Source organism: Bradyrhizobium sp. JR4.1 (genome assembly GCF_040548605.1).
Classification (GTDB): Bacteria; Pseudomonadota; Alphaproteobacteria; order Rhizobiales; family Xanthobacteraceae; genus Bradyrhizobium; species Bradyrhizobium canariense.
Genome location: NZ_JBEPRY010000012.1, coordinates 186,542 through 212,153 on the forward strand (window position 1 = coordinate 186,542; position 25,612 = coordinate 212,153).

Annotated in this window: 24 protein-coding genes; 9 read left to right on the top strand and 15 right to left on the bottom strand. The window is 58.2% G+C overall.

The window, feature by feature from the left end; genetic code table 11:
* Window positions 1–449 precede the first annotated feature (449 nt).
* Window positions 450–1,880, bottom strand: a complete 1,431-nt coding sequence (locus tag ABIB90_RS23365) for an undecaprenyl-phosphate glucose phosphotransferase (protein ID WP_219684428.1) — start codon at window positions 1,878–1,880, stop codon at window positions 450–452.
* 592 nt (window positions 1,881–2,472) lie between these two features.
* Between ABIB90_RS23365 and ABIB90_RS23370 the strand changes: the two genes are divergently transcribed.
* Both ABIB90_RS23370 and ABIB90_RS23375 read left to right on the top strand, forming a co-directional pair.
* Window positions 2,473–3,210 carry a metallophosphoesterase gene (locus ABIB90_RS23370; RefSeq protein WP_007595343.1) on the top strand — a complete coding sequence of 246 codons (738 nt, stop codon included), beginning with the start codon at window positions 2,473–2,475 and terminating at the stop codon, window positions 3,208–3,210.
* Between the two features lie 800 nt (window positions 3,211–4,010).
* The gene (locus ABIB90_RS23375; RefSeq protein WP_007595347.1) at window positions 4,011–4,277 is read left to right on the top strand and encodes a hypothetical protein; all 267 of its coding nucleotides are present in this window, start codon (window positions 4,011–4,013) and stop codon (window positions 4,275–4,277) included.
* 298 nt (window positions 4,278–4,575) lie between these two features.
* On the opposite strand, the gene ABIB90_RS23380 is transcribed toward ABIB90_RS23375, so the two are convergent.
* From ABIB90_RS23380 to ABIB90_RS23410, 7 genes are all read right to left on the bottom strand, one after another.
* Entirely contained in the window at window positions 4,576–4,791 is a 216-nt protein-coding gene (locus ABIB90_RS23380) for a hypothetical protein (RefSeq protein ID WP_007595348.1), read from the bottom strand.
* Window positions 4,792–7,188: 2,397 nt separating this feature from the next.
* Window positions 7,189–7,485: a hypothetical protein gene (locus tag ABIB90_RS23385; RefSeq protein ID WP_246649357.1), complete on the bottom strand. Its 297-nt coding sequence runs from the start codon at window positions 7,483–7,485 to the stop codon at window positions 7,189–7,191.
* 1,277 nt (window positions 7,486–8,762) lie between these two features.
* The gene (locus tag ABIB90_RS23390) at window positions 8,763–9,722 is read right to left on the bottom strand and encodes an alpha/beta fold hydrolase (protein WP_354172235.1); all 960 of its coding nucleotides are present in this window, start codon (window positions 9,720–9,722) and stop codon (window positions 8,763–8,765) included.
* A 176-nt stretch (window positions 9,723–9,898) separates the two neighbouring features.
* Window positions 9,899–10,411, bottom strand: coding sequence for a phasin family protein (locus ABIB90_RS23395; RefSeq protein ID WP_354172233.1), 513 nt, complete (start codon window positions 10,409–10,411; stop codon window positions 9,899–9,901).
* Window positions 10,412–10,902: 491 nt separating this feature from the next.
* Window positions 10,903–12,093 carry an extracellular catalytic domain type 1 short-chain-length polyhydroxyalkanoate depolymerase gene (locus tag ABIB90_RS23400; RefSeq protein WP_354201441.1) on the bottom strand — a complete coding sequence of 397 codons (1,191 nt, stop codon included), beginning with the start codon at window positions 12,091–12,093 and terminating at the stop codon, window positions 10,903–10,905.
* A 3-nt stretch (window positions 12,094–12,096) separates the two neighbouring features.
* Window positions 12,097–12,516, bottom strand: coding sequence for a ribbon-helix-helix domain-containing protein (locus tag ABIB90_RS23405; RefSeq protein ID WP_035992306.1), 420 nt, complete (start codon window positions 12,514–12,516; stop codon window positions 12,097–12,099).
* A 1,124-nt stretch (window positions 12,517–13,640) separates the two neighbouring features.
* Window positions 13,641–13,835, bottom strand: a complete 195-nt coding sequence (locus ABIB90_RS23410; protein WP_354172227.1) for a hypothetical protein — start codon at window positions 13,833–13,835, stop codon at window positions 13,641–13,643.
* A 524-nt stretch (window positions 13,836–14,359) separates the two neighbouring features.
* Between ABIB90_RS23410 and ABIB90_RS23415 the strand changes: the two genes are divergently transcribed.
* Both ABIB90_RS23415 and ABIB90_RS23420 read left to right on the top strand, forming a co-directional pair.
* A complete protein-coding gene (locus tag ABIB90_RS23415; protein ID WP_083869852.1) occupies window positions 14,360–14,653 on the top strand; it encodes a hypothetical protein in 294 nt (97 codons plus the stop codon).
* Between the two features lie 27 nt (window positions 14,654–14,680).
* On the top strand, window positions 14,681–14,911 hold the full coding sequence (locus ABIB90_RS23420; protein ID WP_007595383.1) for a hypothetical protein: 231 nt from the start codon (window positions 14,681–14,683) through the stop codon (window positions 14,909–14,911).
* A gap of 170 nt (window positions 14,912–15,081) precedes the next feature.
* On the opposite strand, the gene ABIB90_RS23425 is transcribed toward ABIB90_RS23420, so the two are convergent.
* Together ABIB90_RS23425 and ABIB90_RS23430 are read right to left on the bottom strand one after the other, a co-directional pair.
* Complete coding sequence (locus ABIB90_RS23425) at window positions 15,082–15,513, bottom strand: hypothetical protein (protein WP_245285917.1); 432 nt, start codon at window positions 15,511–15,513, stop codon at window positions 15,082–15,084.
* Window positions 15,514–15,756: 243 nt separating this feature from the next.
* Window positions 15,757–16,026 carry an antibiotic biosynthesis monooxygenase gene (locus tag ABIB90_RS23430; protein WP_354172224.1) on the bottom strand — a complete coding sequence of 90 codons (270 nt, stop codon included), beginning with the start codon at window positions 16,024–16,026 and terminating at the stop codon, window positions 15,757–15,759.
* A gap of 606 nt (window positions 16,027–16,632) precedes the next feature.
* On the opposite strand from ABIB90_RS23430, the gene ABIB90_RS23435 reads away from it, so the two are divergent.
* Window positions 16,633–17,040: a hypothetical protein gene (locus ABIB90_RS23435; protein ID WP_085357631.1), complete on the top strand. Its 408-nt coding sequence runs from the start codon at window positions 16,633–16,635 to the stop codon at window positions 17,038–17,040.
* A 1,387-nt stretch (window positions 17,041–18,427) separates the two neighbouring features.
* Here the strand turns inward: ABIB90_RS23435 and ABIB90_RS23440 are convergent.
* From ABIB90_RS23440 to ABIB90_RS23450, 3 genes are all read right to left on the bottom strand, one after another.
* Window positions 18,428–18,565 carry a hypothetical protein gene (locus ABIB90_RS23440; RefSeq protein ID WP_354172221.1) on the bottom strand — a complete coding sequence of 46 codons (138 nt, stop codon included), beginning with the start codon at window positions 18,563–18,565 and terminating at the stop codon, window positions 18,428–18,430.
* Between the two features lie 22 nt (window positions 18,566–18,587).
* Entirely contained in the window at window positions 18,588–19,586 is a 999-nt protein-coding gene (locus tag ABIB90_RS23445; RefSeq protein WP_354201443.1) for an ABC transporter substrate-binding protein, read from the bottom strand.
* Between the two features lie 253 nt (window positions 19,587–19,839).
* The gene (locus ABIB90_RS23450; RefSeq protein ID WP_247532489.1) at window positions 19,840–20,409 is read right to left on the bottom strand and encodes a bifunctional transcriptional activator/DNA repair enzyme AdaA; all 570 of its coding nucleotides are present in this window, start codon (window positions 20,407–20,409) and stop codon (window positions 19,840–19,842) included.
* A 130-nt stretch (window positions 20,410–20,539) separates the two neighbouring features.
* On the opposite strand from ABIB90_RS23450, the gene ABIB90_RS23455 reads away from it, so the two are divergent.
* Entirely contained in the window at window positions 20,540–20,959 is a 420-nt protein-coding gene (locus ABIB90_RS23455; protein ID WP_354172217.1) for a nuclear transport factor 2 family protein, read from the top strand.
* Window positions 20,960–21,131: 172 nt separating this feature from the next.
* Here the strand turns inward: ABIB90_RS23455 and ABIB90_RS23460 are convergent, their stop codons facing one another.
* On the bottom strand, window positions 21,132–22,595 hold the full coding sequence (locus ABIB90_RS23460) for an adenylate/guanylate cyclase domain-containing protein (protein ID WP_354172215.1): 1,464 nt from the start codon (window positions 22,593–22,595) through the stop codon (window positions 21,132–21,134).
* Window positions 22,596–22,909: 314 nt separating this feature from the next.
* Window positions 22,910–23,827, bottom strand: coding sequence for an alpha/beta fold hydrolase (locus ABIB90_RS23465; RefSeq protein WP_354172213.1), 918 nt, complete (start codon window positions 23,825–23,827; stop codon window positions 22,910–22,912).
* A 226-nt stretch (window positions 23,828–24,053) separates the two neighbouring features.
* Here ABIB90_RS23465 and ABIB90_RS23470 point away from each other — a divergent pair, with 226 nt between their 5' ends.
* From ABIB90_RS23470 to ABIB90_RS23480, 3 genes are all read left to right on the top strand, one after another.
* A complete protein-coding gene (locus tag ABIB90_RS23470; RefSeq protein ID WP_354172211.1) occupies window positions 24,054–24,254 on the top strand; it encodes a DUF6494 family protein in 201 nt (66 codons plus the stop codon).
* Between the two features lie 220 nt (window positions 24,255–24,474).
* A protein-coding gene (locus ABIB90_RS23475) for an IS5 family transposase (RefSeq protein ID WP_354172209.1) occupies window positions 24,475–25,238 on the top strand; the annotation gives its coding sequence in 2 pieces (ribosomal slippage) (window positions 24,475–25,017 and window positions 25,020–25,238; 762 coding nt in all).
* A 134-nt stretch (window positions 25,239–25,372) separates the two neighbouring features.
* Entirely contained in the window at window positions 25,373–25,555 is a 183-nt protein-coding gene (locus ABIB90_RS23480; RefSeq protein WP_198288338.1) for a hypothetical protein, read from the top strand.
* The last annotated feature ends 57 nt before the right edge of the window (window positions 25,556–25,612 follow it).

Consider the following 25,612-nt stretch of genomic DNA (forward strand, 5'->3'; position numbering starts at 1 on the left):
CTGACCGAGGCGGAGTGGCGGCTGATAGATCACGCAATTGGCCGCTCTCGTGGAGGACTGGTGTAAAAATCCACGCTGTTGTGGATCAAGATGGCTGGTCCATGAGATTGCCGCTCTCGCGCTCACAGGCCTCGGATCCAAGCGCAGTACCTCAACCTCTCGCCGGCCCGCCTACGCACACGAGGGTCGTCGCCGGCGAGGACAGCAATGCCGTGGTCGATCCGATCGGGAGCAATGTTGCTCAGCCCAACATCCAATCTGCGGGTCTGCGATGTGCCGTCAGGGCAACCTAAACCGAACGCTTCTTCTGCAAGCGTAAACAGTTCCGACGACCAGACCGCTTCGACAAGCTCACACGCAACTTCTCCGCTGAGCCTGCTTGCCTCAATCCACAGCTAGCTCAGCGCTAATGAGTCCACGGCCCCAGCCGCCAAAGCCGCTGCGCTGACCTAGTAGGCCTCTTGGGAAATGACGGTAGCCGCCGTGCGCGCCATGATTTTCAGGTCGAGCCAAATGCTCCAATTCCTTACATACCAAACGTCATATTCTACCCGCTTTTCCATCAGGTCGATGGTCGGCGTTTCGCCCCGAAAGCCGTTAACCTGGGCCCAGCCTGTCAGGCCTGGCTTCATGTGATGGCGGTATACATAATTGCTGATGATCTCGTCATAATAGTTGTCGTGGGCAAGCGCATGTGGGCGTGGTCCGACCAACGACATGTCGCCTCGCAGCACGTTCCAGAGCTGGGGCAACTCGTCAATGCTGGTCATGCGAAGGAAGCGCCCCATCCTCGTGACGCGGGCGTCCCGCTTGGTCGCCTGAGTAATCGAGTGACCATCCTCGCACACGTTCATGCTGCGAAATTTCCAAATGTCGAACGGCTTGCCGTTGAAGCCGCGGCGCGACTGTCGAAAGATCACGCTCCCGGGCGAATCCAGCTTGATTAGAATGGAAACCGTGATCAGCACCGGCGCCAAGGCCACGAGCGAAAACAAGGCCAGACCGATGTCGAGGCAGCGCTTCTGGAGACGTTCAAACACGCTGAGTGGTGGCCGTTGAATCTCAATTGCCACCGTGCCGCTGACCGGCAAAAACGGGCGCGATACCAGATCGGCGATCGAATTATCCGGCAATAGCCGGATCGGCTGTGGCACGGCGCGCAAGTGCAGTTCGAGTTGCTGCAACAACGGTAGCTCGTTCCAGTCAACCGCCAGCAGGTACTCCTGCACATCTGCTGCACGGGCTTGGTGGATGACATCGCGGATTTGCCTCTCCCAACCGTTCCCATCGTTATTAGCGGGAAGCACGAAATGGCGCACCACGTCGAACCCATTCTTGCGCAGGTCCTTGAAACGGCTCGAGGTGAAATCAAGCGGCTTCAGACTGAGTAGGGCAACCTTGCGGTCGACCAATCGGCCCTTGGCAAAGCTCGTCTGAAGCGCCCACTGCCACGCAAAGCGCAGGCTGAGCAGCCCAACACCGCCAACGCCGGTAAAGATGAGGAACGTGCCGCGGGACAGATTGTCCGACGATTTCAATAGAAACGCCGCGACCGCAAGGATTGTCAGTGACACCAGCCAGATGATCACCGCTTTGCGCAATTGCCAGACCAGATTTAGCAGACGGTGCGTTGCATACACACCCTGCGAATAGGCGATCACAACAAACACTGTGCTGACGATCAATCCGGCGCCGATGGGCGCTCCGTCTCTGGATGACGGCGTGGCGAGGTTATAAAGCTCCGACGCTAGCGCGTAGCAGAGCAAAATCTGCAAAAGGTCGGCCGCGATAACGAAAAGCTGAAAAGGCCTCTGAAGAGCCGTGCCCCGTGCGGAGGACACCGCATAAGCGCTTTCAGAGCTATAAGCTGCAACAACCATTCGATCCTCGAAGTGTGGAGGGTGCCTGGCGGTCATTGTGATGCTGAAGATTTGCCGCTTCCCAAGCAGAGGGTGTTAAGTGATCGCAGCGATTGTGTGGCGCCGCACGCAAATTTACGATGCCCGGATATGCGTCGCGTCGAAAATGCGCATCGAATTTGTGGCGCTCAAAGCTCTCGTCACAGTGCTGACATATCGGTGACGCGTTGCCCTGTTCTGAACCAAGTTCCACATTCCAACACGATGCTTCAATGGTCGCGCGAGCGGTGTCCGCTCATCTTTGCGACGTTTCCATCGTGTTGCGAGACTGCTACTGGAGTCATTTGCGCGAACTCCGGCGGATATCTATCTACGGATGTACCCCGGATTTGCATTAGGCATGCATCTTTGCCGCGCGGTGCACTTCAGTAATGCAGTTTCCACGGCCCTGTTGTCCGGCGGACCACACAAAAGAATTCCGCCCTTCTTTTGGCGTGATCACCGGAGAATGAGGACGTCACTCTATCCACCGCACACTGTTCGCGTCAGATGGAGAGTTCTCAGGTGCGGCGACTTGGGGAGATTTTGTCGACCACCTGATCGATTGTGCGCCATGATATCTCTCGCCCGACGACGTCGGCCAATCCAAAAGCCGCACTTGCCCGAGGGGGTTCGCATCTATGCGATCTCGGATATCCACGGCTGTGCGCATCTGCTGCAGCCCATGTTGCGGGTCATCGACGCCGACATGGCTCGCAGCCGCCCGCACTATGCGATCGAGGTCTTCATGGGCGATTACATCGATCGTGGTCCGGACACGCGCGCCACCCTCGACATCCTAGTCGAGCGGAGTCGCCGAGGAAATGCGGTCTTCCTCAAGGGTAATCACGAGGCATTTCTGGTGGAGGTGCTCGAAGACCCTTCACTGTTCGAGGATTGGATTGCCGTCGGCGGAACCCAGACATTGATGTCCTATGGACTCGCTCCGGCAGATCTGAAGCGCGATGAGCCAACATCGATCTTGCGCGATTTGATTCGCGCAATGCCGACTGAACATCTGGAATTTCTGGACAATCTGCGGCTGAGCTTTACGTGCGGGGATTTCTTCTTCGTGCATGCGGGCGTCCGACCGGGCGTGGGGTTGTCCGAACAGCAGGAAAACGATCTTTTGTGGATTCGCGCGGAGTTCCTGGAGAGCGAGAAGCATTTCGGGAAATATATCGTGCACGGTCACACGCCGGTGCGGAGCGCCGACGTGCGAAACAATCGCGCCAACATCGACACAGGCGCCTATGCGACGGGCAATCTCACGCTGATGAGCATCCAGGGAAGCCGAATGCTCGCGGTGTGAACGATCCGCATTCGCCTGCTGTCGATCGGCCGGGGCGAGCTCTACGAGGAGGGGCGAATATGCCTCCAACCGACACCTAATTGAGCATGCACAGCGAATGCGAGCGTGCTCGGCTTTCCGCCATCCAAACGCTCCAGGCCCGCTCGTGCTTGAGGTAAAGTTCCAACCAGCGCTCATCGCTGTTGTTCTGACCAAGGCGAAGGTGCTCCTGGAGCAAAGAAGGGCCTCCCAGAGACCCTTCCGGACTATCCAGCCTCTCGAACTCGACGGTTTCCGAACTCGTCAGCCCGACCAGGACACGCTGTCCGGCTCCATCTACGATGTAGCGCCTCGGAGCATCCTTCCTCGCCTTGGTCATGCCCTTGTACCTTCTTTTGACGTCTTATCCGAACGAGATCCCGTCACGCGAACCCATGAGACCGAAACGCTTGTCGGAATGCCGGAAGGTTGAGGTCCGGGGACGACGCCAACAATCCAGAAGCCATGGAAACCGTCCTGGATGGTGCGATGCCCATCAAGAGCACGCAGTGTGTCGACATCATGGTTCGCGATGATTGAGGACGCCGAAAGATTGTTCAGGCCTGCTCTGTCGGGAAGCAGCGGTGCTCCGGCATTCTTTCTGCCCGTCGAGGCGCAAGCTTTCGCAAGTGGCGCGGACGGCCTCCAAGGCGGCGTTGCTCAAGCCGGTTCGGTTGCGAACTATCCCCCTCGGGAATGAGCCGACGCTCAGGAAGACACTTGCAACCATTCCGAAGCCGTCGCATTATTTTCACGCCGCATTTTGAGAGGGATTCAATCCAATGAACTTTCGCGCTCCCGGTACATTCATTGCTCTTTCTGCCCTTGGCCTCGCTTTGACCACGACTGCCGCCCCTGCCGCGGAGCTCACACTCGTTCCGCCACATCATCACGCCGCCTATATCCGAACCGGGGTCGTGTTGTGGGATGACGTCTATCCGCCCGCGATCTATGGCCCGCAGCTACGCTCCGTCGAGGACGTCGCGGCCATGAAGGCGGAAGCGCGGCCCGTGTCCCAGCGTTGGTGGGGATATTGGTACGTCCGCTAGATATGTGCGCGCTTGGCAAGAGCCGAGCTGCGCTCCGATAATGAACCGCCGCACGACTGGGCAACCAGCGGCGGCGGTTTTCGTTTGGATCCCATTGAGAATGCGCTCGCGCACGAATGCGCGTCTTGGCCTTGAGCCTTGTATTTGACCCTGGCCTTGAGTGTTGGCTTTGAATGATGGCCTTGAGCTGGTCATGCAGCTCGCGCTGCAGGGTCGGGCACAAGCCGAACACCGCCAGCGGGCCAGGCAAATAAGACTTCGCTCCGTCAGGAAGGACCGCCGATTGCCGCGAGGGCCGCTACTTCGGCGACGCGCCCCGCTCCCAGGGCCGCTTGCCGTCCGTCCCTCTGTCCCAAGGGCGCGCTGTTGGGGCGTCCTTCTCCTGCGTGGCGGCCTGCGCACGATCGGCCTGAACCCGTTCGCGATCGGTCAATGGGGCCTTCGGAGCTGGCGGTTCGGTCTGCGCCAATGCCGGCGTCGTAATGAGCAGCGTCGCCAAAATGAATTTTTTCATCCCCGCCTTTAACACACCGGTCGCAGACTGTCCGATCTATTCGGAGCGCTTCAAACGGAGTGGTGCGCGCGCCGGGCGACCATCGATCATCTTAGGCGAACGCCCGAACGGGAATTAGCAGGGCAAATGAAGCAAATTCGGCGCTGATCCCAACTAACCAAGTCAAAATAAAAAGTGTCATCAAGCCTTTAGATGCGCGATTGTCGCGCCTGGGCGTGTGGCGTCTTCGTGGCTTTCTGCTGCAAGACCTCTCACTCCGAGGCGCTGATGCCGAAGTGGAGTTGAGATGATGGAAGCTGATGAGAGCGGTGGCACCGACCGCCGCAAACTTGCGAAGCAGCACGAGGAACGTCCGTACGAGGTCGGCTACGGCAAGCCGCCTAAAGCAACGCACTTTGGAGTCCGGCCACAGCCTCAGCGGCGCGGCCGGCCGAAGAGCGCCCACTTCCCGCGGCCGTCGAAGCTTACGAGATTTTTGGAGCAGCCGATTGAGGTTAAGCTTGACAGGCGAACGACCAAGCTACACCCGCACGAGGCGACGCTTCACGGACTGTTCGCCCGAAGCGTCAAAGGACATGCAAGCCGTCCGTGGCAAGCTGAAGGCCAAGCGTGGCCGCCCGGGACGGAGCGTCTATTATGAGCTCTGTCTGTCGACGGCCATTGCAGATGAGACTCGTCTCAACCATGCCAAGCAGAGACAGAAGGCCGCAAGCGGGCCTCGCACAGCAAAAGCGCCAAAGCAAAAGGGCGACTACACGAGCCTACGCATGAGCGATCGGCCGAACAAGTGATCCGAGTTTGCGTCGAGACGCCATCGCTTTCCTACCCGATCTCGCTCCTTCCAAGACATTTCCCTTGGGCGGGCTAACACTTCAAGTCTGCCGCTCAAGAATCTCGCTGCCGCCATTCGGCGGGCCATAGAGTTGGAGGTGCCCATCAATGCAGGAGCGTCTTGCCTACCTACTTTCAAGGCTCCTCACCAGTCGCGGTTCGGAGTGCGCGCCGCATGCGCGCGAAAGAGGCCCACAAAACTTGCGGGCGTTAGTCTCAGGGAATCGCTATTTTTGGTCTTCGTTGCTGGTGCCCGTACCGGGACTACCGATCGGCAACCCGTTGGCGGCATGACCTACGCCGCTATTTCGCTCCGCCTGTGCAGCGGTCGGCGATGTTCCGTTTGGCGTCGGCGGCTGGACGTTCGGATTGTTCTGCGATGCATTGCTGTGGCTGGCGCCAATCGTGGTGTCCTGCGTTCCCATGCCTGAGGGAGCTGAGGCTCCGGAATTAGTGCTGCTCGTTGAGGTGCCGGTGCCAGCGCCGGAACTCGCCGCCGCCCCCGCGCTGCCACCGCCAGCGGCTCCTCCTGCTCCGCCACCTCCTTGCGCGAAGGCCGGTGAGGACAGAGCAATGCATGCAAGTGCCACGAGTGCAGATTTTCTGATCATGGATGATCTCCCTTTGTTTGAACAGCAAATCCACCACAGACGCAGGAAGTTCCTTCCGGTGCCGCGATTAACCTCAGCCGCGAGCGACCGGCCGGGCCGCTCCGATCGCGCCTGAGTGCGCAAGCCCAGTCACCGTAACGGCCGCCATCGTCGTGATTTGGGTCAACTGCACTGGCCGCCGCCTACAGAATTTCGCCAAAGAGCGCGGTGCTGCTGAAGTTCTTTTCGAGGTGGTTCGCGCACGTCGCCGCGGTGCAGCTTGACTAATGTAAACTCAAAGGTTGTCCTTCTATTGCATGTTGTTCCCGCTTTTTTGATCAACGTATATTTCTAGGGGCGTGCGACGAGTAAACGTGCTGTGGCGTATAATTCCGCAATTTTGCTGAGACAGCATTGCGATGCGCCCGTTCGGAGCTTGCCGAACTTCAGAGCCTTAGACTCCGCGTGTTGAGGGCTGAAGAGACTACGGTCCGCACAGGCTATTTCACAGACGAAAATCGATGTGGCGCGGGCGGGCGACACGACAGAAGCCTTAATCGGTCATTCGCTTCATCCCCGCGAAAACGCAGCACGGGTCGGGATGTCGTGAGCGGCGGCGAACTGTTGCCCGGAGAACTGGCGCCGAGCAGCCACACGCCTCGATCGCGCACCTCGATTGTGAGCCCGCGGAGCCCTATCACGCTTGCGGCTTTACCCGGGACAATTGATGCCGAACACTATCGAAGGCCTTTGGATGCTGCGGTTTTCAGCGTGTGATACGAAGCTACTCGCCGCAGGATCCTCATGTTCGTCGAAGAGCAGGTGGAGAACGAGAAGGCCAAAAAACTTGCGGCGGACGCCCGCAAAACATAATCCCGCTGCAACCCAAATACCAACATCTGCAGAAAAGTGGCGAGGCGACCCGTCGGATTAAAGATGGCGGAAGTACTTAGAATGACAGTTTCAACTCTCCGCTTCACAGCCACTTTGCTGGTCGCTGCCGGCGCAAGGCGCCGCGCTGTTCGAGCAATTCACGAACTCTTTTGGCATTGTCAGATTGTGTCTCCTGCCACTCGATGCGTTCTTCTGCAGTCCATAAGTAAGACTCGCGATTGAACCGAGCTTTCTCGGCCTTATCAAACTCTGCGTATAATTCGATGTCGCGCTCAACCTGTTCAAGGTGTTCCTGCAGAGTTGTTGGCATCGACCGTTCGGCTTTGGCTCTAGCGTAACCGGTGCGGCGATCAATGGGCGTTCTTTCGCCATGATTCATTGCCGTGTCCCTTCATGCATTTGGCTTTGATTTGTCGCTTTTGGGCGAGAGCCGGTGCCGGGCCGCCCGCTCGCTCGCTTGAAGTTCCCGGTTATCGATTGCACCACAAATTTGGCCGCAAGATGAGCAACAACATTGCTGCAGAAAGGACTGGCATTCCTCTGCACTTGTAGCGTTACTCATTCGACCGGGCGCACAGGTCGAGCCGGTGTCTCGCCCCGCAGCTGCGGGGTTCGCGGCAGTGCAGCCAAGAGCTGTATTCGCAACACGACAACCGGAGATCCCGGTGGCTTCGTCCAGGCAAATGGCGCCGATGCGCCAACTCATATCGTTAGGTTCGATCCGACGACCGCCGCCATTTCATCGGCGGTTCGGATGCACGCACCATCATGGGAGACGATCAGGACTCCCTGGTCCGGCTCTCGCGCGAGTGCGAAAGCGAACAGACCCGATGGCCCAATTTGACTAGTCTCAGGGGTGGTCCCAATCGCGGGCCATCTCTCCTGGGACGTGCAATGGACGCTCGTGCGCGACTGGATGGTTGTCATTTCGCTCTGCGCCAACATGCGGTCCGAATTCCCTGCGAACAGGGAATTTTACAGGGAAAGCGCGCCTGCGGTGAGGCCGCTATCCCATGGAAATGCGAACATTTGCCTTGAAATTCAGCGCATCCGGGGCGCGATCCGCCGAATCCGAACAGGGAATTTATCGGTAGTGAACAGGGAATTTGCGTGCAAACGGCTGGACGAAACAGGCGATGTGCGGGCTACGGATCCGTGCCGCATGCCGCGGCGGGAATAGCGCAAGCATCGCCTGTGGATCACCGCCAGTGCAGGGGCGGCGTCTGCGCACGGCGAGGAATCGCGAACAGTCGCCGAATTTAACTGGCAGCAGGACCCTCCTAGGCTGTGTACTCATTAAGCAGCTGGCCGCCTTATGTCCGCTCACCCCCTACCAGCGGCGGGAAAGCGGACGTCTGCCGAGGTCGCTGAAGGGCCAAAAACGGAAGTCACCACCTCATTGGATCGTGTTGTTGGCACAGGAGATCAACCCAGGCGGCATTTCGACACCGAGCGCTTTTGCAGTTCTAAGATTGATGATCAATTCAAATTAAGTCGGCTGCTCAACGGGCACATCAACCACTTTGGCGCCTCGCAAAAGCTTCGCGACCTGATGGGCGCAGTGACAAAAAATGACGCTGAGACGCGACAGTCTCCGAACCGAAGGGAAAGTCTGAAATTGGCCACTTCCGGACACCGGCATCACAACAAGACAGCCTATGCGGTCCTCACCGGCGCGGTGAGCGCCAGCGCCGCCACGGCATCCGCTATTCCCGCAGCATCTGCATAGGTAACCATGTGACCGGCATCCTCGACCAGATATAGCGCCGAGCTGGGCAACACCTCGTGCAGGCGGCGCGACTGGTCGGCCTCGATGAGCCGGTCACCCTTTCCATGCAGGATCCTAACGGGAAACCGGATGTCCTGATACTGAAGCTGCAACTGCGCGGCAGCTGGAATAAGGAACGCGCTCTCCTCGGCGGCCGCCCTCAACTGCTTGGGCCGGAGAGCCAACGAGATCGGAAATTCATTCTTGAATTTCGGCGGAATGGCACGCGGCGCGAACAGCGTGCGCATCAGCTTCGGCGCAATAGCCCACGATATGATCGGCGAGATAGTGTAGCGCATCAGATCCCCGAGCAGCGGCAGTGCCGGACCTGACATGAGCCAAAAATCCATCCGAAAGGTTGGAAAATAGTAGCCGGACACAAGCACGAGCCCACCCACGGCATAACCGCTTCGCAGCGCCAGCGCGATTGCCACCAGCGTTCCCCAGGAGTGGCCGAGCACCACGGGATTGCGCACTCCAAGCTGATCAAGAGCCTTCGCGAACAAGGAAGCTTGCGTTGTGGCCGTCCAGATGCGCGTGCGCGGACGGTCGCTGTAGCCAAATCCTGGCCGGTCGAAGCAAACGACGCGATACTCTTGGGCCAGGCGGTCGACCAAACCGCTTAGGACGAGATCCTGAATCATGGTGCCGTTCCCGTGAAACAGGACCACGCAAGGGGCGGCGGTATCGCCCCGTTCAATATAGTGAAGGCGCACTCCGTCGCACTCGGTAAAGACGCCGATCGGGGGATTCTTTCGCTCCGCTGCCACCTGAAACGCGATGTTGCCGAGGATCAAAACGACAAGTCCTGCCAAAACGATCATCAGCACGGCTTCTGTTGTGGACATGGTGTCAACCTATATGCGCGATGGCGGGTACCTCGGATTGGCGGCACCGAGGCCGCTTAGGGCCGATGCTGATTCGGCTCCCTCGGTGTGAGCCGCGCTCCCAGCCGAAAGCAAGCAACCGCGCGTGCGTGATCCGCGTTCGCTTCCATCCTTGCCGCAGCGGATACGGCTTGCAGTTATCGTCCCGACAGAGCGGTGAGCTCTTGGGGCGGATTGATGCGCCAGAACGGATAAGCCGCCAGTTCTTTCGAATGCTGCCCGACCATATCGACCCGTCTGGTTGTAAACTCCGTAATAACGCCAAAAAATTCAGTCGGTGACTTGATCGTCGCAAGTCTGAGGCCGAATTCAAAAGCAAATTGCGCGTTGGCCGCGGCTATCTCAAGAAGCTTCGCTTGATACGCCTGCATGTTTGCCGTCGCTAAAGCAACGCCTTTCGTTGGATCGCTATCCGTGATTCTCGGACTGAGGTCATCCGGTAAGGCATCCACCCGAGGCTCAATGAGAGGAACCTCGTGTTTAGAGTCATCATAAAGCCCAAGGGGCGGTTCAATCGAGACTGCCGCAACAGAGCGAAGTAAATCCTGTTTCGGGCTTCGAACAATGGCCTGCTTGTTCTGTTGGGCCCGCGCGGCCATTTTCGGATTGCGGGCGCGCTTCGGCGCTGTCGCCGGCTTGCGTTTGCTCATCTGACACTCCAAGAAAATGGGGGGGCGACCACAACGGTCATTTCTGAAAGGACAACAGGCTTTGTGACGTGGCGTTCCAAGCCCTTGCATTGTTGGAGTCCCGCATGAACTGAGATCAATCGGACGTTCTGCGCTGTCGAGGATGATTTTAGGTAGCAACTCCAACCAACAAACGTCTAGCTGGCGATCTTCCAGACCTATGCTCAACGGCGTCAATCTGAGAACGATCAGGCCTCCGCGCGTTGCGCTCTCCAAAGGACCGCTTTCTCGCCGACGTTCTCATCACGGTCGTCAAGCCGCCCGGAAACATCGACGGATGGCACATACCGAACGTTGCCGAGAGGATTATCCCAAAGTCCCGGTGATCTATGCGACCTGTTTCTCGCCCGTTGCGCCCAGCGCTGGCGGATAGAGGCCGGCTTCGGCGACGCCAAGCGGTCGGACGCTCGGGGACGTGCTCGAGGACAACCTGAGCGCCCTGTGAAGCCAGACTACCCACCGAGCGAATGCTCGAGGAAGAAGCGCAGCATTTCCCTCGTCGCATCCGGCCCTTGCGGATCAGTGTAGGACCCGGCGGGACTACCTCCTGACCACGCGTGTCCGGCGCCATCGATGTTCCAGTGTTCGGAAATCGTCCGACCGGCCCCGTCGATCAGGACGGTGCGAGTATAGGCATGGCCGTGGGGTACGCGTCCGCGAAGTACCGTCGTCGTCGGCCTCGTTGCCCTGGCGGACTGCTCGATAATCTGGTCGCCATTCTTTGGATGCACCGTAGTGTCGCGATCGCCATGGAAAACGATGGTCGGCACGGAAATTTTGCTATCCGCAATTGCCTTGAAGCCGCCTCCCTGCCGCATGGCTACGAACGCGGAGGGAAGATCGCTCGCGGCGCCGCACGCGAGGCCTGAATGAATTCCGACGGCCGCGTACAGGTCGCTATACGTTGCGCCCATGATGGCGGCGGCGGCCCCGCCGGCCGACAGACCCGCGACGTATACGCGCTTCGGATCGATTGCATGGTCGCGCATGATCTGGCGGGTAATGCCGGCGATCATCGAGGGCTCGCCCCCGCCGCGGCGTTGATCGCCCGTGCGAAACCAGTTCCAGCACTTCGAATGGTTGGCTCCGCTCGGCTGCTCAGGATAGACCACGAAGCAATTCTGCTCTTCCGCCAGGAAGTTCATCCGGGTGCCGGCCGCGAAATCGTCCGGCGATTGGGTGCAGCCGTGAAGCATGACGATCAGGGGAACCTGTTGTCCCTGACATCGGCTTGGGATGAATAGCTTGTAGGTCCGGCTTCCCGCGGCGTTACTGAAGGTACCGGCGATAAATCGTGTGTTCTCGGGCACGATGTCCGATGGGGACAGAGGAACGCGCGTGATCGGACTTCGCAGGCCGAGCCCGGAAAAATCCCGCATGCCGTCGACCGGTAAGGAGCGTCTGCGTCCCTGAGCAGAGCGGGTCGGCGCAATCTGCGGAGCTTCCCGCTCCTCGACAACTTCGGCCGTGGCGTCGATGGTGAGCGGATCGAGCCGCGGGAGCCGAGCCTGAGAGGCGCCGCGAGAGTCCGGTCTTGGAGCGCTATCGCCCTGGAGCATGCGCTGCAGCAGCGCGGTGGCCTCGACCAATTGGCCGGCACGCGTGAGGCGGGTTGCTTCGCGGACTATGTCTTGATTCAGCATCGTTCACCTCGTTCTGTCGGCGAGAGCGGCCTTGACCGCGGGAGTGGCGTGAAGGGCACCCAGCACCGAGACCGACGCGATTGTGGCGCGAGCCAACTCAGGAGTGACGTCCTGGGCGATGGTGGCTAAGCCCAAAACATTGATCTGCAGCATCTCGCCGGTGCGCCGCGCCGCTTCGAGATCTTCGCGAGTGTAGTTGCGCAGCCCAAGGTCCAGGTTCTTCCGGGCCGTGGATTGTCTGACGACTTCTACGTGGCGCTCGAGCTGGTTCCGGATTGCTGTCCGGATGAAATCGGTCCGGTTCGAATAGAACCCTTCCTGCACCATAAGATCGACATGACCGAGGTCGACGTAGCCAAGGTTGATCGTGATCTTCTCAGTGTCGGGGGCTTTGGGTCGCAACTCGCGCACATTGTCGGCCATAGCGCTAAACACCTCAATCACCATCCGACTGGATGGCGTGCGGATGATATTTAGATGCCCCTAGGGGACTTTCAAGGGATGAGCGGATATACCCGCGCCCAAGAGCGCGACATCTGAGAATGGGAGCGTCACCCGTTTGGACTTTGGCGTCCATCCGGCGAGCACGCCGCTTGCGCTCCCCGGCCACTGGGAATGCATCCAATGACCGTCGAACAGTTCGCAGGCGCGCCGTCACGTCGAGAGCGGTCGCCGCATCGTCGCGCGCCAGGCAAATTCCTGGCGAAACTCATCACCGCAAGCCCAAGGGCCAGCTCGTTCAAGGGCTTCAAGCGGAAACAGGTTCGGCGTGCTCCCACGCCGGGCGCACACCAAAATCGAGAACACCGTCCGGTACCTGGCAATTGAAGTCGACGATGCACTCGCAATAGCAGGGCAGGTCGACGTCTGAATTGGCTGCGCAGAGCGGACCTGCTCTGCCCCTCATTACCAGCGACAGCGGACATCACGGCTGAACCGCTCTTCGGCTTAGGGCCAGACTCGGTCCTGCAGGGCTGTCCTTGCTGCAGCCCGGTCTTCACTCAGCAGCTGTTGTTCGGTGATAGAGCCATGTTTTCTGACAATGGCTGAACTTCGATCACCTTCACCTCGAGGCGATTAAGTCCAGCTTTGAAACCGTCCTCGTAAAACTTGGTATTATCGAGCTCAATTCCATTCTGAGTAACACGCAGGTAGTTCTTCGTATAAGTGATGTAATCCCAGCAGCATCTAGTTTGTCGAAGTGCTGCTCGTATGCTGAAGCTATCTTCCCAATCTCCTCCTTGAGATTTTGATCTGCTGCAGTCGCAGGAACTGCCGACAGTAATAGTGAGAAACATACAGCTCCAAATGCGCGCATGATGTTAGCTCCCTGCTGTTGATGCCTCCCTAGAATAGAGGATGGAGACGAGGCTTACCTCCGCCCTCCTACGCAACATCGCGCGGTCGCCCGGTTTCGAGGAACAGGTCCTGTCAGTATTACGGTTGGTACCAAGCCGAATTGCGCTGTTCGGCTCGCCTTTCGAAAGCTGACCCCCTCAGTTTTCTGAGCGAAGGGCAGCCACGGGCCAACAGCGGAAGTCGCGATGTTAGCAAGCATACGCACCACGCCCTTCGGCGTAGCTGCGCGTCACGCTGGAGAACTCCCCTCCGAAGGTTGCGGCCGTCGACCAGCCGTTGATCCATTTCATTTCGGCGGACCGGTCAGCAACCGTCTGCCGTGCGCCGTTGACCACAAAGGGCCCAATACCAGAAATCATTCCGAACGGTGTTTGCTGATCCAATCCGGGTTACCGCCCGGGCGCGTTTGGGCGCTACGTCTCCAATCGTCTGAAAGCCGACGCAGGTTCGGAAGGTTATCGGCTTGAGAATGGCCAACCTCATTAGCGAGGAAGTCATCATGATCGATGTCCAAGAATCAATGAGAACGTCTCGAAGCACGTCCGTGGAACAAAGAAAAGATCGGCGGCGTAAATCCCCCGCTTCGCCCAAAGTTGCGTGTCCTCTCCTTTCGTTCAAGCCGAGATGGGGCTGACTTACTTCGTGATCAATCCGGAAGCCATCGCATTGCAACGTTAACGCCGCCCGAGCGGTAGGTTCTTTGACCTTGTCATTTGCGGTAAAAATCGACAAGGAGATCGCCGGCTTTAGGCGCAACAGAGCGCACGATGACGTGCACACCGCCACTACCACAGCACTGACCTCTTCGCGAAACACCTTGCGGCGCACCTACGGAACAGCATTACATCGGAGACATTCGCGGAACGAAACGGCTCATCAGTCTTTCTCTGACCTTCGGGAGGTGCCCATGACTTCTCAAGCCATAGAAGGCGCATGTGCGTTCGCCTGGCGGAACTACTTGCTGCTCCATAGTGGTATTAGTGAGAACGATAACAGGCGTTCCGCCCTCTTTCGCTACGTTACCAATCTTCGCGATGCTGGCGAATATGATTTCGATCTCTTGCAAATAGCAGCGGTCGCTTACCTGAAAAAGCTGGACGAACTGCATGACGACCGACATGCGAGACTCGCCGCAGATCAGGCTTTAGCCGAGGGGTTAGCATCACGCAGTGCACAACCTGGCAGGTCGCTTTGGGCTTAATCACCCGAGCAGAAGGAGCAAGCAGCCATGGCAGACAACATCTCTAACTCAGGCCGTTTCGCGCGCGACGCCCAAAAGCGCACAACCGCAGCGACAGAAATCGGTATGATTGCCTTGAAGCCAATTATGCATTTTCAGGTCTCAATTCTGAGGATGTGGGCCGACAGCATCGAAAGGTTTGCGGGCAATTACGAAAAGGGATTCGAAGAAACCGTGACGGCAGTCGAGGAACAGTCCGACAAGGATCGCGTCGCGTAAATCAACGCAATCGTTCGGCGGAGTCGGAGTTGGGTCATTCGCGTCGATTTTGCCCGCGTCTTCTCGATGTCCGCTCTGGCCCCGACTGCCGACGTGCCGGACACGATGGCGATATTCGCCTTCGGGCCATGAGCCGACATCGCTCCAAGCAGCGATATTTGTCAGGCTCCTTAGCGGCCGTAGGGGAAGCAGCGGTGGCGATCGAGTGTGAGACCGAAATGCGCTCCTAGCGCAGCGATGGCCGCATCCTGCTCAGGATAAGGATCGGCATTGCATGCGGCAACGATGATGATCCGGAACCCGCCGCGATCCTTGCCACCCGGTGGCAGCATCGCTGTAGCCAGGGGATTACCCTCCCTGTCACGCAACGTGAGGAAAAGCGGCATCTCTCGCTGTACATGGGCCTCGAGGCCGATGTCGCGCTCGATCGCGTTGGGCTGCTCCGGACGCCAGGATTGGACTGCCTTCTCTCGCTCGCGGCAGAAATATTTCTCGACTGTGTGGCGCATCAGGCGCGACTCTTGCACCGCTTCACCTTCCGTCTCGATACGGAACCAGGTCTTACCCTTCGGCGCGTCGCAAACATACTGCATTTCGCCCATCCTGATCGCCGCAATTCTAGGGCAGCGGGCCCGCAAAGCCAGAATGTCATTCTCGTCGCGTTTCGATCTTTTGCGTTTTTACACAGCCAGGGTCAATCGCGTCACTTTGGCCGCGTGCCGTTCTCTACCGGTCTACCCCTGTGTTCGGATATCGTCAGACCGCCTCGGCATGTCTCAATGGGCAAACAGGCGACATGGTACCACCACAGCAAAAAATCCCGGCACTTGGCCGGGATCGATACTTCACGCCTTTTTTGTAAACCAAATCGTTGGAGCTTTCGCCACTCCCGCATTCTGCATGGCATTCTTCAATTCAGCACTCTCCGCGAAGGCTTGCGCAGCTTCAATCGTGGCAAACTCGTGAGTTACTGTGATGTCATTGGGATTTTCGACTGCTCGGTAGACAGCCTCGGCTGTTACGCCCTTCGCCTTCTGAACCGGAGCAAAATCGTCGTAAACTTTCCGCCAGGTCTTGTAGTCGGAAACCGTGTGTCTAATAAACATGGTCGTCATCAGATGTTCCTCCCAGACTGGTCGTAGCAATCTTTCCACGAACGCTTGAAACAGCACTTCCAGTAGCACCAGTATAATACCGGCCACCGCTTGGAGCTATTTCATTTCCGGGTTGCACTGATGCCATCGGACGCTTGCCCTTTGTCCGATAAAACTGAGGCGTGCTGCCACTTCGCTGATGGGCTAACCCCGGGCGGTCTTGCGGGAGCAGCATCATCGCCTCCGCACTCGACGCCAATAGGTCGTGGCCGCACACTTACTGCGACCCGCCACAGGACCAGTCAGTGATACTGACTTGCGTATTCAGTTGGTCGCAGTGTGAAGTTGCTGACGCCCGGTCCGAACTTCGGGCCTAAGCAAACTGAGGCATTATGCCTCTTGGACGAAACACCCATTTCTAGGGCGCGTCCGTTCTCGTAGAATGTGGTTGCCCTTGAAGCGGGATGTGCCGAAGTCACCGTTCGGGACGAACGAGCAGTACTAGCGCTGTCGGCAGGTACGCTACCCTAAGAGACCGCCCCCTTTTCGGTTTCACACCACGATTTCACATTCCACACGCGCGCAGCTTTTGCGGCGGCTTGTTGCAGTAACCCAGGGAGAAAAGCGATGAGCAAGATCGATCGAAGGTCTGCATTGACATTCGGGTTGGCAGCGGCTTCGGCGGCCATGATAAAGCCCGCCGCCGCTCAAACTACGGGCTACAAGGACACAACTCCGTGGCCAGGTGTGGTGGTGCGTGAGTATGATAGCGAGACACCATCGCTGATCCCGGGTTTTAAGACCGTCTCAATGCGCGACATCATCATGCAGCCGGGATCGAAGACCATGGGGCCCCCGATGATGAATGCCATGGTCTGCCATATCACCGAAGGAGAGCTTCGGCTTGAGCAGGACGAAAAGACCTTTACCGGCAAGAAGAATTTTGTCTGGACCTGCAACAAGGACACAAAGGAGCAGGCGTTCAATGATGGGAACGTGGTGGCGATTATGCGGATCACGGACCTAAAGGCTTAAGGCTCGTTTCTTCGCCAAAAGTCGATTGTAGGAGCGAATGGCGCACGCGACCGCGCGCCGATCGCGTCGGTTTGCCCTCTGACGTGACTTCCTTGTTGCGCCGAATTCTAGATATGTCGCTGCGCCAACCGACCCGACGGGCCATGGGCGAGACAAGCGTCTAAGGGCTAGTTGGCCGAAGATATGAAATCGACGAGCGCCCCGACAATTTGGTCGGGGCGTCTCAATTCAAGACTACTGCAACATGAAGAGAGAGAGAGAGAGAGAGGTCGATGTCTGAATTGGGTCAAAGCAGCCGTGGACGCCAATTTGGATCGGCGTTCGGTTTACCCCTGACAGCCGACATGACAAGCGTTCAATCGACCTTCGGCTAAGGGCCAAGACCGGAAGTAACGACACGAAGTTGCGGCGTAAGCAGAGGCAGCGTTCAATCCGACAGACGAGGAATGCGACGTATGGATGCGAGCGCGATGGGATGTGAGGCAAAGGCGTTACAGCCTTGCTCGCCGAGCGGGCGCGATGCCCCATGACTTAAGGCAGCGCCGTCAATGCATTTCTGAATTACACCGGCCGTTTTAGCCACCAGACCGTAGCAAATACGGATCCAAGGACCCAGCTAATCGGTCCGCCACCTGTATGGCGGCCGGCGTGGACTGCTTTTCGCGAAGCGAGCCGACGAAATTCACGACCAGCCCACTACCAGCAACAACAGCTATCGCTATCGCAGCGAGATATTTGGTCCTCATGACGATGATCCCCTTTTATCGCCCCATGAACTAACCGGGTACTCTCAGAAATGGTTCCCGAACGCTGCGGCCCAATGTTTTCGGCCGCATCGGAAGTTGCTTCCATGGCGCCAGCGACTAGCCGCTGGGCAGGTTCCTCCTTCGGAAGGAAATCAAGGAACGAAAAGGTCCGCCAAGCCTTAGAAACACTGAGGCCGTCGCTCGCCGGTAGTAACACGGCGCATGTCGCGGATAGCCAAAGGTCGTGACGAACGACCCGCTGTTCTCAATACAAGCGCTCGCGCAGATAGCCAAAAGCGACGGTCTCCGGTTCTATTCAAAATCGCCAGCAGTGCCCCGATCGGTTGCGGGAGGAGTGCACGGCGTGCTGGCCGAACCGAAGGCTCGGTCATGCGCAACGGAATTGACATTGACCACATACACAGTCGGGCCATCGTTCGAGAGATCGGCGAGAGACTACGTGCGTCGCTGAAACCAGAGCCGGAAGTACCGGCGGGCCTGAGAGCGCAAATCGATCGGCTCCGCGAATTCGAAGCGGCCGAGCACCGGAACAAGTCGCGCGGTTGAGCCGCAATCGGCTCGGCCGAACATGGATGTACGATGCCGCCGGTGAAGCTTTGTGCATCGTCGATCTAGAATGACTACGGTAAGCGCAATCCGAATTGATCGGCAAAACCGTCGTTGGCGCGGCCGCGCAGCGTCGCAGGGATATCGATGCCGAGCGCCTTGACCTTCGAGAACATCGGGATGCTACCGGTCTTCAACCCGGAGGTCTGCAATGGGTGGTCCTTAGCTGAGCGCTTAGCGTACGTCCGCTTTAATCAACTCGTCAGCCCTCGCGACCAAATGCTGAGGAACAGATAGGCCCATATCTTTGGCAGCTTTGAGGTTGATCGCAAGATGGAATTCGCTCGGCCCTTCGACGGGCAAATCACTTGGCTTTGCCCCGTTGAGGATCTTCTCGACGAAATAAGCGCCCCGGCGCCATATTCCATCAATTGTCGGACCATAGGCAAGCAGTCCGCCAATCTGCACCCATTCTCGATATTCATGGGCGTTCGGAATTTTGTTTTCTATTCCGAAGTCGACAATCCTCTTGCGATCAAAGACGAACATCGGATCGGTGACAGTAGTCATCGCATCAATCATCGTATCCTGCCTTTTGCGCAGGATTGAAGCAAACGCGACCTCAAATTCCGGCGGTGAACGAACTTCAAACGGCTGCGCTTCTATTCCCAATTTTTCAAATGCGGAAGAAATACTGTTGAGATGATTGCTGGCGTGAGAGGGAAGCGGATTGTAAAGAACTGCCAACCGCGAGAGTTTTGGAACAATTTCTTTCAAGAACTCGACTCGTTTGACATCGCGATCAGGCGAGAGATTGTCGATACCCGTAAGGTTCCCGCCAGGATGTGAAAGAGACGAGTATAATTTGGCTTCAACGCCGCCGCGGCTCGAGAGCACGACAATGGGAATTTTCGCAGTAATCTTCTGCACCAAAAGTCCGGGGTAATTTCCCACAGCCACGATCACGTCCACATTCTGCCGGACGAGATCGGCAGCCATCTCGGGCAGAAGTTCCGAATGTCCTTTTGCCTCCCGCCATTCGAGGGTGAGATTGTTGCCCTCCGAATAGCCGCGATCACTTAATTCGCGGACGAAGCCGTTTACCCAAGGATAGCTGCTCAAATTAGCCGTCAGATATCCAATTCGGTAAATCTTTTTAGATTGCTGCGCTTGAGCCGCCAGCGGCCACACCGCAGCGCCGCCGAGTGCCGTGATGAACTCGCGCCGCTTCATGTCTGATGCCTCCGCAAAGCCTAGAGACAGCCTATGACTCGCCTCAAACTAACACATTGGAACCGACTGGCTATGACCTCTGCTACAGAATCTCGAATAGGCATGTCAGCCACGCGATGTCCGGTCCGGGTCAAAAGCGTCGGTCCAGCGCTCCACAGCGAACTTCCGGTCTACCCCTCTGAACCGACATATAGCGGCACCGCGTCAACGGTAGCGAAGGGCCAACAGCGGACCAACGTTGGGATGCCCGACCTCAGGCGAATACTCTGCGGCGGTGGCGAATGCTGGAGGGCGAGCGCCCATAGAGTTCGCGAAAGACGGCGTTGAACCGGCGCACGCTGCCAAAGCCAGCTCGGTAGGCGATCTGGGCCAGTGGTTCAGTCGTCTCGTCAAGTAGGCGCTTCGCCCGCTGTACACGCCTGGTCTTCGCGACCTGTTGGGGGCTGGCCCCGACGTACCGTTCGAACAGACGCGCAAGGTGGCGCGAGCTTACCCCGAGCCGATCGGCCAGTGCGGCAACCGAAGCGTCATCCAAGGCGCCACCATCGATCAATTTCAAGGCCCGCGCGACTGTCGAACGCGTGCCATTCCAGGCAGCACAGAAGGGCGCGGTCTCCGGACGGCAACGCAGGCAAGGTCGGTACCCCGCAGCCTCGGCGGCCGCTGCAGTTTGATAGTAGGCCACGTTACGGGTCAACGGCTGCTTCACCGGGCAAACTGGGCGGCAGTAGATTCCCGTGGTCTTCACTGCCGTGTAGAAACGGCCGTCATAGCGGGGATCGCGCTGCAAGCGCGCGGTGTTGCATACCTCAAAACTGAGCATGACTCATTTTACCGCAGGCCGCAGCCAGAAGAATAGCCCTGAGATGATCAGGTCCGATTCCGGCCAGCGATATCGGTGCGCCCTTCTTATAGAGAAGGTCCAAATTCGCTGAGCACTTGGAGAAGCAAAAATGAACAGCACGAATCCTAAAGAGATCGTGATCAATGCCTGGAAGACTTTTAAAACCCGTGATGCCCAGTTGATCGCGGAGCTGTTTACTCCCGATGCCGAATGGATCGCACCGGCTGGAAATGCCACGGCGGTCGCTCTCAAACACACAGATCACATGATTGGACCGGACCAAATCGCACACTTTATTGCCTCGGAAATGCATCATCTGTTCTCGAACGTCGACATCTCGTTTCGGGGCATTCATGCCGATGGCGATACTGTGATCGTCGAGGAGCGAATGCGAGCCACTCTTCCTAGAGGCAAGCCCTACGAGAATGACTATTGCTTCGCTTTTGTCCTTTCCGGCGAGCGGATCAAGCTGGTTCGCGAATACATGGACACCCGAAAGGGCTGGCAGATGATTTTCGAGCCGCTTTAAAGGCTGCTTTGGGTCACAAGCGGTCCTCGACCGGCTGCGCAGGGCAGGTCAGCTCTGGGCCACGAACAGACTCCTTGCTCTTGCCGTGTCCAAGAAAAGCCGCCTCGCGGCGGCCAGATGTCGGAAATACATTTCGATCACTACGCTAGTGCGGACTGCCGCAGAGCCTAGGCTACAATCGGCCGGTGATCCGGTAGACTCGCGCCTCGCCTTCGACGCCGCGCAGCGGCGCCTCGAACTCCTCGACATGGTGGCCCGCCAGCAGCTGGCGAACAGCGGGCGCGGTGTAGAGTGCTTCAGTGAGACAGATTTCGCCGGCGTCGGCGAATGATTGCACCCGCGCGGCAATATTCACGGTCTGGCCGAAATAGTCGAGATTCTCATTGAGGGTCACGGCGATGGAAGGTCCGCAATGTGCCCCCATTTTGAGAATGACGGCCGGCTGGCCGTGCTTGGAGTTGAACTCTCCGATGTCCCGCAGAATGTGCAGCGCTGCCTCCACGGCATCCACCGGCCGGAAAAACGCGGCCATGACGGCGTCGCCGATGGTCTTCACGATGGCACCGGCATGCCGATGGGCAATTGCGTCGAGGAGAGCGAAATGTTCGCGGACGAGAGCATAGGCATTAAGATCCCCGAGGCGCTCGTAGAGCGCGGTCGAACCCTTCAGGTCCGTGAACAGGAACGTCACCTGCCGAACGCCGAGGCCCTCCTCCTCATCCACGCGCTCTGAGCGGAAGAGCTTGCGGAACGTCTGACGCGTCAGCAGCATCCCGCCCGAGACGTAGGGATCGAATTCGAGGGTCGGCTTCTCGGGCATTTCCAAGATTTCAGGTGGCCAGTTGATCAGGAGCAGCGAACCGCGCTTAGGGCCGGTGTTGCTGATCTCGAAGACCACAGGCCCCGACGGCACGGCCGAAACGGCGGGCGTGAACCGCTGCCCGTCATAGGTGGTACGAATGATCGTCGGAGTATTCGGCATCTGCACGGCAGTGGGATCGAGCGCGACCAGGAGCGTAAAGCCCGCCTGGGTCTGGACGTTGACGCCTGAGACCGCGCCCGGCCCAATATCGGTCTGCAGCGTCGTTGTCAGACCGGACGGCAGATAAGTCATTCCGCGAACGAAACCGCGCAAGACATCGACAAATCGAGTCTGTCCGCCGGGCAGCCGTCCGCTGTTGGCGAACTTGAGCTTCCAGTGCAGATCTTCGATCGAGAGATTGTCGACGTCATACAAGGCGAGGCGCCGAATTTGCGGCGAGACGGAGAAGGACACTTCGATGAAGTCGTCGAGTTCGGTCTGACCCTCGATATCGCAAAGCCCGCAGACGAAATGGCTCCGGAGCGCATGGAGCCTCCCGAAGCTTTCCAGCACCAGACCCGAGTGGGGGCAGAGAATGTCCCAATGCATGTCGACCAGCCCGGCGCGAGCGGCATGGAGAAACAGATCGATCGACTCCGGCTCAGCCACACTGCGATCACGGGCGAACGCCAGCGGATTGGCACGGTACAGGCTGACCTCGTCACCACTGCGGATCAGCGTTTCGAACTTGGAGATTACGCGCGGGCTCCAAGTGCGGGCCTGCTCGATCTGCGTCATCTTGCTTTCGAGAAGACGCTCGTCAATGGATGTCATCGATCAGCTCCTGACGATGGCAATCTATCAGCTTCGCCCGGTCCTCGCGAGCCATCCGATGCCGCACGGCCTATTGTACTGCAAGGATTTTCAATCCGCCCATGTCGCTTATGGGTCAAAGGCAGCCGGCAGCTTGCATGATCGGGTCGGCTCATCTCCCGGAAGCGGCCCTCGCGGCGCTCTAACTGAGGTCGGTCACAGGCCATGTGTGGAAGTCGTTCGTACACTGGCTACTCGCAAGCCGAGCGAGACGGATCGCTCGGCTACAATTTTAATTATGGCAGCCCAGGAAGTCGTTCCTGATCAGATCAATCTCACGCTGCTTTCACCAGCACGTCAGTCAACCAATCCGGCTCGGCGATCATAACGGAGTGGCCAGACGTCGCGTTTTCGAGGACGGTCCAAGAATTATCGGACTTGCACTCCCCTGCCGCTTTGTCCAAGGCCGCTAACTGGAATTTGGGTAAGCGGATGTAGGTTTTCTTCGCGACCTTTTCGCGTGCGCCGGAGAGCTTCACAGGTTGCAGCCATGTGCCAATCGGTTGAGGAGTTACCTTCGATAGAACCCAAGCAACGTCTTTGGGGTCGCTAAAGGCCGTCGGGGGGAGCGCTTTGGGAGCCGGACGGCTGATTGCACCCTCCTCTATCGGGAAGGAGACCAAGTCTCGGAATGACTCCCCGTCGGCAGGCTTTATTGCATCAACCCAGACGATAGATGACACACGGTTTCCGACGCGCTCAAGCGCGCCCGATGCGGGACATCCGGCATACGAATGGGCAACGAGGCAAATGTCTGTGAGGTCTTCCCATTCGACGAGATTTGCGATGTCCGTGATGTGCGTGTCGAGATTTATGTCTCTGCTGAGGAGATGCGAGCGTTCTGCCAATCCCGTAAGCGTAAGCGCATAGACTTTGTGGCCCTGCTTTTCGAGCCTCTCGGTGACGCGATGCCAACACCAAGCTCCGTAAAAGGCTCCGCCAATAAGAACAAACGTCTTTTGCGCGGATTGAGCACGTGCGCTGCTGATGCTTGATGAAGTTACCGAGACCGCGCTTACTCCGGCCGCGACACTGCCGATCAATCTGCGGCGGGTGACGTCTGACAAGGTCATGAAATCTCTCCGTGCAAAAAAAATTGGGTACCATACGAGTGCAACAGTGTAATCGCCAAAACGGAACAAATGGAAGATGACTTCAGCGGCCTTCGAAGGAATATTTTTTTGACCGGTCACTGACTTCCGCCATGGGTCACAAGCGGCGGTCGGCGACAGCGCCAGCCGTGTCCGGTCCACCTCAAACGGCCGACCTTGCGCAGCCTCGGGTGTAGTCTTCAGCTCCGGCCGATGTTGTAGGCAATCAGGTTGAGGAGGAAGTCGGCGGTGACGCGAGTTGGGCCTCGATGTTGGGTCTTTGCTCGCCTCGTGTTAGACATCGCCTGACCGACCAGGGAGAACGGCCATGACCGCCGAGTTCGATGAAGACCGCTTCAATATGGCTATCCGTAAATTTCTGAAGCATGTCGGAGTTACATCGCAGCGTGAAATTGAGAACCTAGTGCGCAGCGGGGCGGTGAAAGATGGCAAGCTCAAACTGCGAATGACCCTGTCGGCTGAGGGGACGGCGCTGAAACATGTAGTCGAGGAAACAATCGCACTCTGACGATGTCCCGGTTGCCCCGGCATTGCGGCCCGGTTGGTGGAGCATTCAATCCTGTTGATTTCCAGCAACGACTGCTTTGGGTCATTTTCGACAGTTTTGGCACAGAGTGCGGGATGGTTGATGTCCGTTCCTGTCCAAAAGCGCCGTACCTGTGTCTGCCCATGAGCGTTGCGTTTGGCCGGATTGCCGTGATTCAAACTCACGAACTGGAGCTCGAATCATGCGCTACGAACTCGCTGACTATGAATGGACCGCCATCAAGCCGATGCTGCCGAACAAGCCGCGTGGCGTCCCCCGGGTGAATGACAGACGGGTCCTGAATGGCATCTTCTGGATCCTTCGATCAGGAGCACCCTGGCGTGATCTGCCGGCGGCGTTTGGGCCATACACCACTTGCTACAACCGGCTCGTCAGGTGGCGGCGGGCTGGCGTCTGGGGCCGCATCATAGAAGCGCTTGGCACTGCCCATGATGCCGCTACCCAGATGATCGACACCTCCATTGTCCGCGTACATCAGCATGGAGCCTGCATCGCAAGGAACCAGCGCCAATCGATGGGAAGGTCCCGCGGCGGTTTGACGAGCAAAATCCATGCGGTGGTCGACAGCAATGGTCTGCCGGTACGGTTGGCGCTGAGCCCCGGTGAGGCCAATGACGTTCGACTTGCCGGAAAACTGCTGTCTCGTCTGACATCCGGGTCAATGTTGCTTGCGGACCGTGGCTATGACGCGGACTGGATCAGGGAGCTTGCCATGAAGAAGGGCGCGCGTGGGCCAACATCCCGCCGAAGAGCAATCGCAGCGATCCGATCTGCTTCAGCCCATATCTCTACCGCGCTCGCAACCGGGTTGAGCGGTTCTTCAACCGGATCAAACAATGTCGTCGGGTGGCGACGCGGTACGACAGGCTGGCCCCCAACTACCTTGCCTTCGTTCAGCTCGCGTCGATCAGGCTATGGCTGCGTCTTTATGAGTCCGCGTCTTAGTTCTTGCCAAGGCGGTCCGATGCAACATCGCGATGTGCGGTTTCGTTCTTCCCCTTGTCGTCGATGCCGCGCGACGGGTTGGTGTCCGGCTGGGCGCTGGTACCTCGCCGAGACCGAGCTGCTGGGCGGCTGCGATGCCGATCGTCACCTTGCACGATCTGAGCGAGGTGCAGCTCCGGATGCTGCGACTTGCGCTCAAATGCTTGAGCGAGGACGCCGCCTGGGACGTGGCCGGCCCCGCGGGTCGAGCTGACCGAGCTGATGAACCGCGCGACGTCTGGATCCATGCGCAATGGGATGAGGCGAAGGTGCCTTAGCGGCCGTTGGTGGAGGCTATGCTCAAAATCGTTCAGGGCGCGGACGGAAAAGGAAGA

Coding starts and splice junctions, on each gene's coding strand:
- ABIB90_RS23365 (WP_219684428.1), bottom strand. CDS start 1,880: ATGGTTGTTGCAGCTTATAGCTCTGAAAGCGCTTATGCGGTGTCCTCC.
- ABIB90_RS23370 (WP_007595343.1), top strand. CDS start 2,473: ATGATATCTCTCGCCCGACGACGTCGGCCAATCCAAAAGCCGCACTTG.
- ABIB90_RS23375 (WP_007595347.1), top strand. CDS start 4,011: ATGAACTTTCGCGCTCCCGGTACATTCATTGCTCTTTCTGCCCTTGGC.
- ABIB90_RS23380 (WP_007595348.1), bottom strand. CDS start 4,791: ATGAAAAAATTCATTTTGGCGACGCTGCTCATTACGACGCCGGCATTG.
- ABIB90_RS23385 (WP_246649357.1), bottom strand. CDS start 7,485: ATGAATCATGGCGAAAGAACGCCCATTGATCGCCGCACCGGTTACGCT.
- ABIB90_RS23390 (WP_354172235.1), bottom strand. CDS start 9,722: ATGTCCACAACAGAAGCCGTGCTGATGATCGTTTTGGCAGGACTTGTC.
- ABIB90_RS23395 (WP_354172233.1), bottom strand. CDS start 10,411: ATGAGCAAACGCAAGCCGGCGACAGCGCCGAAGCGCGCCCGCAATCCG.
- ABIB90_RS23400 (WP_354201441.1), bottom strand. CDS start 12,093: ATGCTGAATCAAGACATAGTCCGCGAAGCAACCCGCCTCACGCGTGCC.
- ABIB90_RS23405 (WP_035992306.1), bottom strand. CDS start 12,516: ATGGCCGACAATGTGCGCGAGTTGCGACCCAAAGCCCCCGACACTGAG.
- ABIB90_RS23415 (WP_083869852.1), top strand. CDS start 14,360: ATGACTTCTCAAGCCATAGAAGGCGCATGTGCGTTCGCCTGGCGGAAC.
- ABIB90_RS23420 (WP_007595383.1), top strand. CDS start 14,681: ATGGCAGACAACATCTCTAACTCAGGCCGTTTCGCGCGCGACGCCCAA.
- ABIB90_RS23425 (WP_245285917.1), bottom strand. CDS start 15,513: ATGGGCGAAATGCAGTATGTTTGCGACGCGCCGAAGGGTAAGACCTGG.
- ABIB90_RS23430 (WP_354172224.1), bottom strand. CDS start 16,026: ATGACGACCATGTTTATTAGACACACGGTTTCCGACTACAAGACCTGG.
- ABIB90_RS23435 (WP_085357631.1), top strand. CDS start 16,633: ATGAGCAAGATCGATCGAAGGTCTGCATTGACATTCGGGTTGGCAGCG.
- ABIB90_RS23445 (WP_354201443.1), bottom strand. CDS start 19,586: ATGAAGCGGCGCGAGTTCATCACGGCACTCGGCGGCGCTGCGGTGTGG.
- ABIB90_RS23450 (WP_247532489.1), bottom strand. CDS start 20,409: ATGCTCAGTTTTGAGGTATGCAACACCGCGCGCTTGCAGCGCGATCCC.
- ABIB90_RS23455 (WP_354172217.1), top strand. CDS start 20,540: ATGAACAGCACGAATCCTAAAGAGATCGTGATCAATGCCTGGAAGACT.
- ABIB90_RS23460 (WP_354172215.1), bottom strand. CDS start 22,595: ATGACATCCATTGACGAGCGTCTTCTCGAAAGCAAGATGACGCAGATC.
- ABIB90_RS23470 (WP_354172211.1), top strand. CDS start 24,054: ATGACCGCCGAGTTCGATGAAGACCGCTTCAATATGGCTATCCGTAAA.
- ABIB90_RS23480 (WP_198288338.1), top strand. CDS start 25,373: ATGCCGATCGTCACCTTGCACGATCTGAGCGAGGTGCAGCTCCGGATG.